This is a genomic window from Microbacterium sp. K27, from assembly GCF_004794435.1.
In the GTDB taxonomy this organism is placed as follows: Bacteria; Actinomycetota; Actinomycetes; order Actinomycetales; family Microbacteriaceae; genus Microbacterium; species Microbacterium maritypicum_A.
This window is the reverse complement of record NZ_SSDK01000031.1, coordinates 23,375-36,358: the sequence shown is the minus strand read 5'-3', so window position 1 is coordinate 36,358 and position 12,984 is coordinate 23,375. Positions and strand designations below refer to the sequence as shown.

11 protein-coding genes are annotated in these 12,984 nt (G+C 70.5%); 8 read left to right on the top strand and 3 right to left on the bottom strand.

The features are described 5' to 3' along the window. Positions 1-73: 73 nt before the first annotated feature. Both DW307_RS03730 and DW307_RS03725 read left to right on the top strand, forming a co-directional pair. Positions 74-1,021 carry a polysaccharide deacetylase family protein gene (locus DW307_RS03730; RefSeq protein WP_136023986.1) on the top strand — a complete coding sequence of 316 codons (948 nt, stop codon included), beginning with the start codon at positions 74-76 and terminating at the stop codon, positions 1,019-1,021. Further along, positions 1,018-2,355, top strand: a complete 1,338-nt coding sequence (locus DW307_RS03725; RefSeq protein ID WP_029267706.1) for an MFS transporter — start codon at positions 1,018-1,020, stop codon at positions 2,353-2,355. The genes DW307_RS03730 and DW307_RS03725 overlap by 4 nt, the downstream gene beginning before the upstream one ends. A gap of 3 nt (positions 2,356-2,358) precedes the next feature. Here the strand turns inward: DW307_RS03725 and galE are convergent, their stop codons facing one another. The 3 genes from galE to galT are packed head-to-tail and all read right to left on the bottom strand — an operon-like array spanning position 2,359 to position 5,781. Beyond that, a complete protein-coding gene (galE, locus tag DW307_RS03720) occupies positions 2,359-3,339 on the bottom strand; it encodes a UDP-glucose 4-epimerase GalE (protein ID WP_029267704.1) in 981 nt (326 codons plus the stop codon). A gap of 49 nt (positions 3,340-3,388) precedes the next feature. Continuing rightward, positions 3,389-4,582 carry a galactokinase gene (galK, locus tag DW307_RS03715; RefSeq protein ID WP_136023984.1) on the bottom strand — a complete coding sequence of 398 codons (1,194 nt, stop codon included), beginning with the start codon at positions 4,580-4,582 and terminating at the stop codon, positions 3,389-3,391. After that, positions 4,579-5,781, bottom strand: a complete 1,203-nt coding sequence (galT, locus tag DW307_RS03710) for a galactose-1-phosphate uridylyltransferase (RefSeq protein WP_021200022.1) — start codon at positions 5,779-5,781, stop codon at positions 4,579-4,581. Before galT ends, galK begins: the two co-directional genes overlap by 4 nt. Positions 5,782-5,986: 205 nt before the next feature. On the opposite strand from galT, the gene DW307_RS03705 reads away from it, so the two are divergent. The 6 genes from DW307_RS03705 to DW307_RS03680 all read left to right on the top strand — a co-directional run bounded on the left by DW307_RS03705 (position 5,987) and on the right by DW307_RS03680 (position 12,905). Then, a complete protein-coding gene (locus tag DW307_RS03705) occupies positions 5,987-6,943 on the top strand; it encodes a LacI family DNA-binding transcriptional regulator (RefSeq protein ID WP_168440981.1) in 957 nt (318 codons plus the stop codon). Positions 6,944-7,214: 271 nt separating this feature from the next. Continuing rightward, positions 7,215-8,378, top strand: a complete 1,164-nt coding sequence (locus DW307_RS03700; RefSeq protein ID WP_029259868.1) for a Gfo/Idh/MocA family protein — start codon at positions 7,215-7,217, stop codon at positions 8,376-8,378. A 7-nt stretch (positions 8,379-8,385) separates the two neighbouring features. Then, positions 8,386-9,663 carry a dihydrodipicolinate synthase family protein gene (locus DW307_RS03695; RefSeq protein ID WP_136023980.1) on the top strand — a complete coding sequence of 426 codons (1,278 nt, stop codon included), beginning with the start codon at positions 8,386-8,388 and terminating at the stop codon, positions 9,661-9,663. Continuing rightward, positions 9,660-10,562 carry a sugar phosphate isomerase/epimerase family protein gene (locus DW307_RS03690; protein WP_021200019.1) on the top strand — a complete coding sequence of 301 codons (903 nt, stop codon included), beginning with the start codon at positions 9,660-9,662 and terminating at the stop codon, positions 10,560-10,562. Before DW307_RS03695 ends, DW307_RS03690 begins: the two co-directional genes overlap by 4 nt. Positions 10,563-10,704: 142 nt before the next feature. After that, the gene (locus DW307_RS03685) at positions 10,705-11,775 is read left to right on the top strand and encodes a LacI family DNA-binding transcriptional regulator (protein WP_136023977.1); all 1,071 of its coding nucleotides are present in this window, start codon (positions 10,705-10,707) and stop codon (positions 11,773-11,775) included. After that, on the top strand, positions 11,772-12,905 hold the full coding sequence (locus DW307_RS03680) for a glycerate kinase (protein ID WP_136023975.1): 1,134 nt from the start codon (positions 11,772-11,774) through the stop codon (positions 12,903-12,905). Before DW307_RS03685 ends, DW307_RS03680 begins: the two co-directional genes overlap by 4 nt. Positions 12,906-12,984: the final 79 nt, after the last annotated feature.

Sequence of the window (12,984 nt, the reverse complement as noted above, 5' to 3'; positions counted from 1 at the left end):
CGCCTGCTGAACACCACCCGCCGAACATCGCCCGCCCGAGCAGTGTCGCTCGAACCACCCGACAGGACTCCCGATGACCGCACCGTCCGATCTCGCCGACCGACTCGGCCTCCCGCCCGGCGCACGGGCGATCATCCTCAATGCGGACGACTTCGGCATGTGCCACGCGGCGAACACCGCGATCATGGATCTGCTCACATCCGGGAGCATCGACTCGTCGACCGTGATGGTCCCGTGCTCGTGGTCGCCGGAGGCGCTCGCCTTCGCCGCATCCCGCACCGATCTCGATATCGGCGTGCATCTCGTGCTCACCAGCGAATGGGCGCGCTACCGGTGGCGCCCGCTCACCGGCACCGCCACGACCCTTGTCGATGATGCGGGCTTCTTCCCGACCGATGTGCTCTCCGTCGAGCGGAACGCCGCCGACGACGACGTCGCTGCCGAACTCGCCGCTCAGGTGCAGGCCGCGCTCGATGCCGGCGTCGATGTGACGCATCTCGACAATCACATGGGTTCGGTCTACGGACTCGTGACCGGACGCGGCTTCCTCCAGCCGGTGTTCGAGCTCGCTGCACGCCACGGCCTCCCGTTCCGGCTGCCCCGCAGCATGGACGGCGTGGGCGAGGACTCCGCGCTCCAGTCTCAACTCGATGCCGCGGCAGCGGCCGCCGATGTTTCCGGCGTCGAGATCATCGACCGGCTCTGGTCGCACCCGTTCGAGCTGCTGCGTGAAGGCACGCCGGACGAGGAGACGTACGCGCAGATGCGTGACGGCTTCATCGCGCTGTTGCGCGCGGTGCCGGCAGGGGTCACGGAGATCTACCTCCATCCGATGGTCGACGACGATGAGCTCCGCGCCGCCGTGGACTTCAGCGCGACGAAGCGCGGATATGAGCTTCGTCTGCTGAAGGACCCCGCGGTCCGGCAGGCCATCGACGATGAGGGGCTCGTGCGCATCGGCTGGCGCGACCTGCGCGACCTGCAGCGGGGACGCGACCTGCAACGGGGAGACGCGCGGTGACCTCCCTGGGCGATCGGGTGCGCGACCGACGCCTCGACGCGGCCCCGAGCAGGTCGCAGGCGATCGCCTTCGGAGCCTCGGGCTTCCCGACGCAGCTGATGGCGCAGACGTTCTCGGCCTTCGTCGTCTACTTCTACGTCTCGCACCTCGCCGTACCGGCCACGTGGGTGGCGGTCGCGATGATCGCTCACGGCATCCTGAACGCCGTGCTCAACCCCGTCGTCGGCACGATCTCCGACCGACTGCGCACTCCGTGGGGCCGGCGCATCCCGTGGATCGGCCTGGGCATCGTGCCGCTGGTCGTCGCATTCGCGCTGGTCTGGATGCCGCCGGAGCTCCCCGTCGCCGGCCTCATCACCTGGTTCCTGGTCGTCGTGGCGGTGTACGACATCGCGTTCGTCGTGGTGGTGCTGAACATCTCGGCACTGTTCCCCGAGATGTTCCGCACCACGGAGGAACGCGCCCGCGGCAACGTGCCGCGACAGATCTTCGCGATCTTCGGCATGGTCCTGGGCACCGCGGGCGCCCCTGCGCTGTACAGCGCGATCGGGTGGCCAGGAATGGCCTTGGTTCTCGGCGCCGTCTGCCTGGTGCTGCTCGTCTGGTCGTTCTTCGGCGGGATGATCGAGCGCCGGCTTCCGGATGCGGAGTCGACGGCATCGTCGGAAGCGATGCGCTGGGCAGACCAGCTGAAGTACACGTTCCGCAACCGGGCGTTCGTTCCGTATGTGCTCGGTTCGCTGTTCGTGCAGACCTCGATCGCGGTGATCCTCGCCGCGATCCCCTTCTACGTGCGCTACTCCCTGCATGCGCCGGAGGGGCAGGGCAGCCTGCTGCTCGGTGCCATCTTCGCCACCGCGATCCCGTCGATCATGCTGTGGAGCGCGGTCGTCCGCCGCACCTCCCCCCGCACCGCTGTGCTGTGGAGCGTCGCGGTGTTCGGGGTGTCCGTGCTCGGCTACCTCGCGCCGTCGAACGTGATCGGCGCGGCGCTGGTCGGGATCGCGGTCGGCGTGGGGGTCGGGGGCCTGCTGCAGTTGCTCGAGGTCATGCTCGCGCAGATCATCGACGACGATGCCGTGCGCACCGGTCACCGTCGCGAAGGCGCCTACTTCGGGGTGAACGGGTTCGTGGTGCGCGGCTCGGTGGTGCTGCAGGCGATCGTCGCTGCCGTGGTGCTCACGGCCTCCGGCTTCGACGCCGCCCTCGGTGACACGCAGCCCGACAGCGTCGACGGCGGCATCCGGCTGATGCTCGCAGTGATCCCGCTCGGGTTCACCGCCCTCGCCTGGCTCTGCTTCTGGGCGTACCCGATCCGCTCCCGCGACCTCTGACCGTCAGGGGCGAGCGGCCTGCCGCGCTTCCCACCCCGTGCGCACCATCTCGTCGACCGAGTACCGCATGGTCCAGTCGAGGTCGCGGGCTGCGAGCTCACCGGTCGCGACGATGCGGTCGGGGTCACCGGGGCGGCGCGGGCCGATCTCGGGTGTGAAGTCGATGCCGGTCACGCGGGCGACGGCATCCATGATCTGCTTCACACTCAGTCCGTCACCGGAGCCGAGGTTGTAGGCGGCTTCGATCGGGCGTCCGTCGGACAGACGCTGCGCGGCCGCGACGTGGGCGGCCGCGATGTCGCCGACGTGCACGTAGTCGCGCACGTTCGTCCCGTCTTCCGTGGCGTAGTCGTCGCCGTTGATGCGGGGCGTCTTCCCGGCCAGCAGCGCCTCGAACACGATCGGGAAGAGGTTGTGCGGGCTGACGTCGTAGACCGTCGGATCGGCGGAGCCCACCACGTTGAAGTACCGCAGAGAGGTGTGTCGCAGGGGCCGCTCGGATTCCGCCGTCGCGATCGCCTGGTCGCGCAGCAACCATTCGCCGATGAGCTTCGACTCGCCGTAGGGACTGGCCGGCTTCTTGGCGGTGTCTTCCACGACGAGGGCCACATCGGGCGTGCCGAACACGGCGGCGGAGGAGGAGAAGACGATGTTCGAGACTCCCGCGGCCTCCATGGCCTCGAGGATCACCCGCGTGCCCTCGACGTTCTGCGCGTAGGTGTGCAGGGGGCGGTGCATCGAGACGCCGGCGTACTTGAAGCCCGCGACGTGGATCACGCCCTCGGAACCGTGGTCGCGCAGCGTCTTCTCGACCAGCTCACGGTCCAGGATGCTGCCCCGCACGAATGTCACGCCCTCGGGCACGAAGGACTCGACGCCGCTGGACAGGTCATCGAGCACGACCGGGGTGAGCCCGGCATCCGCGAGAGCGCGGACGACGTGGGCGCCGATGTAGCCGGCGCCTCCGGTGACTATCCAGGACATTGCATTCCTCTCCTGCCGCGGAGTCGTCGCGGCCCGATGGATCATTCTGTCAGGCGTCGCGGCGGGGGCCGGCCGACGGGGTGACCGTGAACAGGAGGGGCGGCGCGAACCGGTACTTCGCGAAGTCGGCGTTCACGGCATCCGACACCGATGCGACGGCAGCCTGCTCGACGAGGGCGATCGCGGCACCTCCGAACCCACCGCCGGTCATCCGTGCACCGAGGGCGCCGGCGCTCAGAGCGGTGTCGACAGCGGTGTCCAGTTCGGGGGTCGAGATCTCGAAGTCGTCGCGCATCGATGCGTGCGAGGCGACCAGGAGGTCGCCGATCGCTCGGACGCCCTGCTCGCGCAACACCCGCACGGTGTCGAGGACCCGCTGGTTCTCGGTCACGATGTGACGCACGCGCCGGAAGGTGACCTCGTCCATCAGCTTCTGAGCGCGCGGCAGGTCGTCGATCGAGATGTCGCGCAGCGCAGGCACTCCCATGATCGAGGCGCCGAGTTCGCACGAGGCCCGGCGTTCGCGGTAGCCGCCGGTGGAGTGGGCGTGCTTCACACGGGTGTCGATCACGAGGACCGCGAGGCCTGCCTCGGCGACGCCGAGAGGCACGAGCCGGGTCTCCAGTGTGCGGCAGTCGAGGAAGATCGCGGTGTCGGGCCGGCCGAGCATCGACGCCATCTGGTCCATGATCCCTGTGGGGGCGCCGACGGCTTCGTTCTCGGCCCGTCGTCCGATGCGGGCGAGGGCCGTTCCGTCGAACCCGGTGCCCCACAGGTCGTTCAAGGCGGAGGATGTCGCCCCCTCGATCGCGGCCGAGGACGAGAGCCCGGCGCCCACGGGCACGTCGGAGGCGATGGCGATGTCCATCCCGCCGAACGGTCCGCGCTCGGCGGCCGCCTGACCGAGCGCCCAGGCGACCCCGAGCGGGTAGGCGGCCCACTCCGGGACGGCCGGATGCGAGCCGGGTGCAGTGGGGAAGAGCCGGTCGAGCTCGTCGAGGGCGACCTCGACCGGTTCTTCGGCGAATGTGGAGCCGACCAGGACGCGACCGCGGTCGTCATCGCGCCGACCGACCGCGGCCACCGTGCGCTGCGGGATGGCGAACGGCAGCACGAACCCGTCGTTGTAGTCGGTGTGCTCGCCGATGAGGTTCACGCGCCCGGGCGCCGACCAGACTCCGTCGGGTTCACGCCCGGTCAGGCGGGTGAAGAGGGCGAGGGCATCGTCGTGTGCGGCGGTCATGCAGAATCTCCGGTGTCGGGCTGGTCGTGCGAGGCGCGCTCGATCGCTTCGCGGAGGCGTGCGGCACCGACTTCCGGAGGCACTTCGGCGGCCCAGGCCCACATCGCCGCTTCCGAGCCGGCGAGGAATTTCAGCTTGTCGGCGGCACGGCGCGGGCTCGTGAGTTGAAGGTGCAGGCGCACGGTGTCGCGCCCGACGTGCACGGGGGCCTGGTGCCACGCGGCGATGTAGGGCGTCGGGGAGTCGTAGAGGGCGTCGACGCCGCGCAGCAGCCGCAGGTAGAGCGGGGCGAGCTCGTCACGCTCGGCTTCAGTGGTCTCGGCGAAGTCGGGCACATGGCGGTGCGGCATCAGGTGCACCTCGAGTGGCCAGCGTGCGGCGAACGGCACGAAGGCGGTCCAGTGCTCGCCGCGGAACACCACGCGCTCGGACGCCTGCTCGGACTCGAGGATGTGCTGGAACAGGTCGGGGGCGGTGCGGCCGATCGCCTCCAGCACGCGGGTGGTGCGCGGGGTCACATACGGGTAGGCGTAGATCTGCCCGTGCGGGTGCGGCAGGGTCACGCCGATCGCCTCGCCCCGGTTCTCGAACGGGAAGATCTGCTCGATGCCGGGCAGCTGCGAGAGTGCGGCGGTGCGGTCGGCCCATGCCTCGATCACGGTACGCGCCCGGGTGACGGTCTGTGTACCGAAGGATCCGGCATGCTCGGGGCTGAAGCAGACGACCTCGCAGCGGCCGACGGCGGTGCGCGTGCGGCCGAGGCCGAGGGTCGCGAGGTCGTCGAGCCCGCGAGGAGCGTTCGACGCCCGGGGTGCGGCGCCCGTCGCTGCGGCCAGGGCGGGTCCGAACGCGGGCGAGCGGTTCTCGAACACGGCGACGTCGTACCGCGAGGGCACCTCGGAGGGGTTTCCGGGTGTCTGCGGGGCCAGCGGGTCGGCTTCTGCGCCGGGCATCATCACGCGGTTCTGTCGGTTCGCGGCGACCGTGATCCAGTCGCCGGTGAGCACGTCGAGACGCATCGTCGCGGTCTCCGGGCGGGGGTCGAGGGCACGCGCGTCGACGGCTCGGTCGGCGCCCAGCGCGGTGCCGGGATCGTCGTAGTAGATGAGGTCGCGGCCGTCGGCGAGGGTGGTGGCGCGTCTGACGACGCCGGCGCCGAGAGTCTCGGTGCGCAACTCAGGAAGATCGTCCGTGTTCACGTCAACATGGTACGCGCAGCGCCGTGGTAACGTCAACATGACGGAGTTGCGCGCACGCCTCTGAGGCAGATCGCACGCCTCTGAGATAGAAGGCGGGGCCGGCGCGACGTCGTAGCGGATGGAGGATGAGGTGGGGCAGAGCAGACGCGACCGCGTCGACGGATCGGGGTCGAATCGTCGGAATCCCCCGTCCGGACGGGTGTCCATGGCCATGGTCGCTGCCCGTGCCGGTGTCTCGGGACAGACTGTCTCGCGGGTCGTCAACGGCAGCCCCCGCGTCGACCCCGACACCCGTGCCCGCGTCGAGCACGCGATGGCGGAGCTCGGTTATCGCCCCCACCGCGCGGCCCGAGCTCTGCGCACCGGGCGCTCGCAGACGATCGGACTCGTCGTCACCACCCTCGCCACTGTCGGCAACTCCCGGATGTTGCAGGCCACGGCCGAAGCTGCGGCGGAACGGGGGTACGCGGTGACCCTCGTGACCGCCACCCGCGGCGTCGCTGACGCGTTCGATCGGCTCGCGGAGCAGGAGGTCGACGGTGCGATCGTCCTGAACGAGGCATCGGCCCTGGTCTCCGACGCGCAGCGGCCTGCCGGGCTGCACCTCGTGGTCGTCGACGCCCCGAGCGAGGACGGGTTCACGTCGGTGCACAGCGATCACGCGGGCGGCGCCGCCGCAGCCACACGCCGGCTTCTCGCCCTCGGGGGAGGCGGGGTGCATCATCTCGCCGGTCCAGCCGACTCCTTCGCGGCGGCCGAGAGAGAACGCGGATGGCGGGAGACGCTCGTCTCCGCCGGCGTCCGTCCGCCCGCCGTCGTCCGCGGTGACTGGAGCGCTGACTCGGGGTACGCCGCCGGCGCGGAACTGCGCACGGCATCCGCCGTCTTCTGCGCCAACGATCAGATGGCGCTCGGGCTGCTGCGGGCGCTGTCCGACTACGGCCGTCGGGTGCCGGAAGACGTCGGCGTGATCGGTTTCGATGATGTGCCGGACGCCGCGAACTACCGCCCGCCGCTGACCACGATCCGGCAGGACTTCGCCGCGCTCGCCCAGCGTGCGGTGTCAGCGCTGGTGGACGCGATCGAAGGCGCTGCGCCCGCAGAGGGATCCGGAGTCATCCCGACGGCACTCGTCGAGCGCGCCAGTACCGCGTCGCGCTGATTCCCGTGCGGGCCGGCCGCCCCGCGCAGCGAACCGGTCGGCGGCCCTGCGCGTCGAATCGGTCGGCCGTCCTGTGCGTCGAATCGCACGACGCGGCTGCCGCGCACGCTGCAGCGTCCGCCGTGTGCAATCGTCTGCCTCCCGGCGGGCTGATCGTGGGATCCCCACCCATGGTTGCGATCGTCGCTCATCTCATGCCATGATCTCGGAAAGCGCTTTCCCACTGCCTCGGTGAAAGCACGACAGCGTCCCGCGACAGGAACGGAACACCATGGCACAGGCGAACACCCGCGAGATCGGGATCATCATGAACGGCGTCTCCGGACGCATGGGGTACCGGCAGCACCTGGTGCGCTCGATCCTCGCGATCCGTGACGAGGGCGGTATCGAGCTCCCCGACGGTTCGAAGATCACGGTGAAGCCGATCCTCGTCGGCCGCAGCGAGGCCAAGCTCGCCGAACTCGCCGCGAAGCACGGGATCGACGACTGGACGACCGACCTCGACGCCGCCCTCGCCGACCCGCGGTGGGAGATCTACGCGGACTTCCTGGTGACCAAGGCCCGGGCCACGGCTATCCGCAAGGCCATCGCGGCCGGAAAGGCGATCTACACCGAGAAGCCCACCGCCGAATCGCTCGACGAGGCGCTCGACCTCGCCCGCCTCGCCGACCGGGCGGGAGTGAAGACCGGCGTCGTGCATGACAAGCTCTACCTCCCCGGACTTCAGAAGCTCAAGCGTCTGATCGACTCCGGCTTCTTCGGGCGCATCCTCTCGGTGCGTGGCGAGTTCGGTTACTGGGTCTTCGAGGGCGACTGGCAGCCCGCGCAGCGCCCGAGCTGGAACTACCGCACGGAAGACGGCGGAGGGATCATCACCGACATGTTCCCGCACTGGAACTACGTGCTCGAGAACCTGTTCGGCGAGGTCGAGAGCGTCTACGCGCAGGCGGCGGTGCACATCGCCGACCGTTGGGATGAGAAGGGCGAGCATTACACCGCGACCGCTGAGGACGCGGCCTACGGCATCTTCGAGCTCGAGGGGGGCGTGATCGCGGAGATCAACTCCTCGTGGACCGTGCGGGTGAACCGGGACGAGCTCGTCGAGTTCCAGGTCGACGGCACGCATGGCTCCGCCGTCGTCGGACTGTTCGGGGCGAAGATCCAGCCGCGTGATGCCACGCCGAAGCCGGTGTGGAACCCCGATCTGGAAGACACCCGCGACTACGACGCCGACTGGCAGAACGTACCCACCAACGACGTGTTCCTCAACGGCTTCCGCCAGCAGTGGCAGGAGTACCTGGTCTCGTACGTCGAAGGCACCGACTACCCGTTCGACCTGCTCGCGGGCGCGCGCGGTGTGCAGTTCGCCGAGGCCGGTCTGACCTCCAGCGCCGAGGGTCGCAAGATCGCCCTGTCGCAGCTGACGCTGGACTGAGGCGAGCATGAGCACCCTGCGCCTCCTCCGCGCGAACGGCGATGTCGCTGACGTCGCTCTCAACGACTCCGGCACCTACACGCGCCCGACCGGCCCGCTGCAGAGCCGCGTCGCGTATGCCGCCGCACACGTCGTGCCGAAGGTGCACGCCGACAACACTCCCGGGCAGCCGGCCGACATCGACTGGGACGCCACGCTCGCGTTCCGCCGCAACGTGTACTCGTGGGGTCTCGGCGTCGCCGATGCCATGGACACCGCGCAGCGGAACATGGGGTTGGACGCCGCTGCCACCCGCGAGCTGATCGCCCGCAGCGCCGAGGTCGCCCGTGAGGAGGGCGGATCCGTCGTGGTGGGTGTCAACACCGACCACATCGCCGAACCGCACATCTCGCTCGACCAGCTCATCTCCGCCTACCTCGAGCAACTGCACTTCACCGAGGAGCAGGGCGCCGGCCCCGTGCTCATGGCCTCCCGTCACCTGGTCCGTGCCGCGACGGACGCGGACGACTACCGGCGTGTGTATCGAGAGGTCCTCTCGCGTGCGACCACTCCGGTCGTGCTGCATTGGCTCGGTGCGGCGTTCGATCCCGAGCTCGCGGGCTACTTCGGTGCGGACGACTGGCAGGCGGCGTCGGACGTGCTCCTGGAGATCATCGCCGAGAATCCGGACAAGGTGGCGGGAGTCAAGATGAGCCTGTTGAACGCCGAGTCCGAGGTCTCGGTGCGCGATCGTCTCCCCGAGGGCGTCCGGATGTTCACGGGCGACGACTTCAACTACGTGAGCCTGATCGGAGGTGCCGCGGCGGGCTCGTCGACTGCACGCGATCTCGCCGAGCGGACGGCTCCCTCGCGTGAACAGGGCGTGCACTCGGCGACAGGTCGTGCACTCGGGGTAGACACGGGGGACGCAGCGGGCGTGCGCACGCACTCCGACGCCCTGCTCGGCGCCTTCGCTGCGATCACCCCGGTCGCGTCGGCGGCGATCCAGGCACTCGACGCCGGCGACCCGGAACGGTATCGGCGCATCCTCGGACCGACCGAGGAACTGAGCAGGCAGGTCTTCGCGACTCCCACGTTCTACTACAAGACGGGCGTCGCCTTCCTTTCGTGGATGAACGGCCATCAGCCCGGTTTTCAGATGGTGGGCGGGCTGCACTCCGCGCGCAGCCTGCCGCACCTGAGCCGGATCATCGAGCTCGCCAACGCCTCCCTGGCGCTGGAGCAGCCCGACCTCGCCCGCGAGCGGTGGCACGGCATGCTGCGTCTGAACGGCGTGGACGCATGAGCCTCCCCTCCCCGGCCCAGGCCCAGGCCCAGGCGCCGGCCCCGGACCCGCGCCTGTCGATCAATCAGGCGACCATCAAGCATGCCGACCTCGCGACGGCCCTGCGGGTCACGACGGCCGCGGGTGTGGAGGCGATCGGACTGTGGCGTGAGCCGGTGAACGACGTCGGCCTCGACGTCGCGGCCCGCATGCTCGGCGACTCGGGCCTGCGCTTTTCGACGCACTGCCGTGGTGGGTTCTTCACGCTGCCGGACGGGGCGGAGCGGGCGGCGGCGCTGGACGACAACCGCCGGGCGATCGAGGAGACCGCGACGCTGGCCGCGGCCGGTGCCGAGGGCTCGACCGCTGTGCTCGTCCTGGTCGTGGGCGGCCTGCCCGCGGGATCGCGCGACCTGATCGGGGCTCGGCAGCGCGTGCGCGATGCGATCGGTGTGCTGGCTCCCGAGGCGAAGGCGGCCGGTGTGACGCTCGCGATCGAACCGCTGCACCCGATGTACGCGTCCGATCGCGCCGTCGTCTCGACGCTCGGCCAGGCGCTCGACATCGCAGCGGACTTCGATCCGGAGGTGGTCGGCGCCGCCGTCGACACCTTCCACATCTGGTGGGACCCGCAGGTGCTCGAGCAGATCGCGAGGGCCGGTCGTGAAGGACGCATCGCCACGTACCAGGTGTGCGACTGGAAGACGCCTCTCGCCTCCGACGTGCTGCTCTCACGGCACTACACCGGCGAGGGCGTGATCGATTTCGGCACCCTCACCCGCGCGGTGGTCGCGACCGGGTACGACCGCGACATCGAGGTCGAGATCTTCAACGCCGAGATCTGGGCCGATGATCCCGAGAGCGTGGTGCGCCGCACCGCCGAGACGTTCGCCGCCGCGGTCTCTCCGCATCTCGCGTGAAGGTGTTCGGACACCGGTCTCTTACCGCCTCTCAGGAGGATGCACGGATGCACGGAGAAGACCGCGGATCCGGGCCGACAGCCGTGCATCCACCCGACGTCCGTACCGGCGGGCGCACGTGTCGGGAAGTAGGATCTGGGTCATGACCAAGCCCGCAACGTCCGCGGAGCGGCCGTCGCCGACGCGGTCTCCGCGCCACGCCCGGGGGCCGGCGCCCACACTGCACGACGTCGCCCGAGAAGCCGGGGTCTCCCTGGCGACAGCTTCCCGGGTGCTCAACGGTTCCGAGCGCCGAGTCGCCGAGTCGTTCCGGGAACGCGTCGAATCAGCGGCGGAGAAGCTCGGATACACCGCGAACGTCTCGGCCCAGTCGATCGCCCGCGGCACATCACCGGTCATCGCCCTCCTCGTCGCCGATATCGCCGACCCCTACTTCGGGTTGATCGCGTCGGGTGTGGCCCGCGGCGCCGACGAGGAGGGCCTGGTCGTGACGATCGCGATCACCGAGCGCGACCAGGCGCGTGAGGCACGGATCGTGCGTGCGCTTCGCGGGCAGCGGCCGCGAGGTCTGATCCTCGCCGCCTCGCGCACACAGGAGCCCACGGAGACCGAGACCGCGCAGGAACTCGCGGAGTTCGTGCGCCTGGGCGGCCGGGTCGTGGCGTTCGGGCCGGACGGCGAGGGCGAGCGTCGAATCGAGATCGACAACCGCTCCGGGGCGGAGGCGCTCGGCCGACGGATGGCCGAGCTCGGGTACCGTTCGGCGATCGCGCTCGGGGCGGCGGCCGGAGTCCGGACCTCGGATGATCGTCTGGCCGGCTTCCACGCCGGTTTCGAGGCGGCAGGCGGTGCGGTCGAGAGCGTGCGACGGGGTGACTTCCGCCGGGAGTCGGGGGCGGCCCAGATGAGAGAAGCTCTCGTCGACGGCATCGCACCCGGCACCCTGATCTTCGCGATCAGTGACGTGGTGGCCCTCGGTGCGATGTCCGCGATCCGTGAATCCGGGCGCGAGGTCGGCAGCGACATCGCGGTCTGCGGGTTCGACGACGTGCCGGCGAGCAGTGACGCCACCCCGCGGTTGACGACCGTGCGCGTGCCGTTGAGCGAGGTCGGATATCAGGCTTTCCGCGCGACGGTCGATGCGGAATGGGAGCAGGCGCCCCTGCCGCTCGAGATCATCGTGCGCGACAGCACCCCGGGGATCACCCGGTGACGCGGGTCGTGCTGGCCCCGGACAGCTTCAAGGGAACGATCGCGGCGGCGGATGCCGCGACGGCCCTCGCCGACGGCTGGGCGACGGTCGATCCCACCGCCGAGTTCGTGCACCGGCCGATGGCGGACGGCGGCGAGGGCACGGTGGCTGCGTTCGAGGCGGCGGTGCCCGGCGCCGTGCGGATGCCGATCACGGTCGACGGACCGGCCGGCGAGAAGATCGACACCTCCTGGTTGCTGCTCCCGCCGACGCGCGATACCCCGGCGGGCACGGCCGTGATCGATCTCGGGTCGACCTCCGGGATCGAGTTGCTGCGCGAGCTGCGTCCGTGGGATGCCGACACGACCGGTCTGGGGCAGGCACTGGCCGCGGCTCTCGACCATGGCGTCTCGCGACTCGTCGTCGGCATCGGCTCCAGCGCCTCCACCGACGGTGGCACCGGGATGCTCTCGGCGCTCGGTGCGCTGTTCCTCGATGCCGCAGGGGCGCCGGTTCCCCGCGGCGCGCGGGGGCTCGCCTCCATCGCATCGGCGGATCTGACCGCCCTGCGCCCGGCACCCGAGGTGCGCGTGCTCACCGACGTCACCAATCCGCTCACCGGTCCGCGCGGTGCCGCCGCGGTGTTCGGCCCGCAGAAGGGCCTGCGATCGCCGGACGACATCGCTCTCGTCGACGACGGGCTTCGTCGTCTCGCCGTGCTGCTCGGCGTCGATCCCGCGGGCGAGGGCAACGGTGCGGCCGGGGGCACGGGTGCTGCGCTCGTGGCCTGGGGAGGCGCGCTCGCTCCCGGCGCCGCCGAGGTGGCCGACCTCATCGGCCTCGACGCCGCGATCTCCGGCGCCGACGTGGTCATCACGGGGGAGGGTTCGTACGATGGGCAGTCGGGTGACGGCAAGGTCCCTTCGTTCCTCGCCGGACTCGCCGCCGTCGCGGGGACCGACGCGATGCTCGCGGCCGGTCGGATCACCCCGGACGCCGACACCGCGCTGTTCGCGGCCACCGCCTCGCTCACCGGTCTGGCCGGATCGTCAGAGGCTGCGCGCGCCGAACCCGTGCGCTGGCTGCGCGTCGCAGGTGCCGATCTGGCACGGGCCGCGCAGGATCGAGCGCGCAGGAGCGTGCGGGGCTGAGCCGAGAAGCGTCCCGACCGTCGGCCCTCCGGACCGCCGGCCCTCCGGCCCGCCGACCGTCGGCCCTCCCTCCGACGGT

Bases quoted from the DNA above. Each gene is read 5' to 3' on its own strand.
- DW307_RS03685 (WP_136023977.1), top strand. From the start codon at position 10,705: ATGACCAAGCCCGCAACGTCCGCGGAGCGGCCGTCGCCGACGCGGTCT.
- DW307_RS03705 (WP_168440981.1), top strand. From the start codon at position 5,987: ATGGCCATGGTCGCTGCCCGTGCCGGTGTCTCGGGACAGACTGTCTCG.
- DW307_RS03700 (WP_029259868.1), top strand. From the start codon at position 7,215: ATGGCACAGGCGAACACCCGCGAGATCGGGATCATCATGAACGGCGTC.
- galE (WP_029267704.1), bottom strand. From the start codon at position 3,339: ATGTCCTGGATAGTCACCGGAGGCGCCGGCTACATCGGCGCCCACGTC.
- DW307_RS03695 (WP_136023980.1), top strand. From the start codon at position 8,386: ATGAGCACCCTGCGCCTCCTCCGCGCGAACGGCGATGTCGCTGACGTC.
- galK (WP_136023984.1), bottom strand. From the start codon at position 4,582: ATGACCGCCGCACACGACGATGCCCTCGCCCTCTTCACCCGCCTGACC.
- DW307_RS03690 (WP_021200019.1), top strand. From the start codon at position 9,660: ATGAGCCTCCCCTCCCCGGCCCAGGCCCAGGCCCAGGCGCCGGCCCCG.
- DW307_RS03730 (WP_136023986.1), top strand. From the start codon at position 74: ATGACCGCACCGTCCGATCTCGCCGACCGACTCGGCCTCCCGCCCGGC.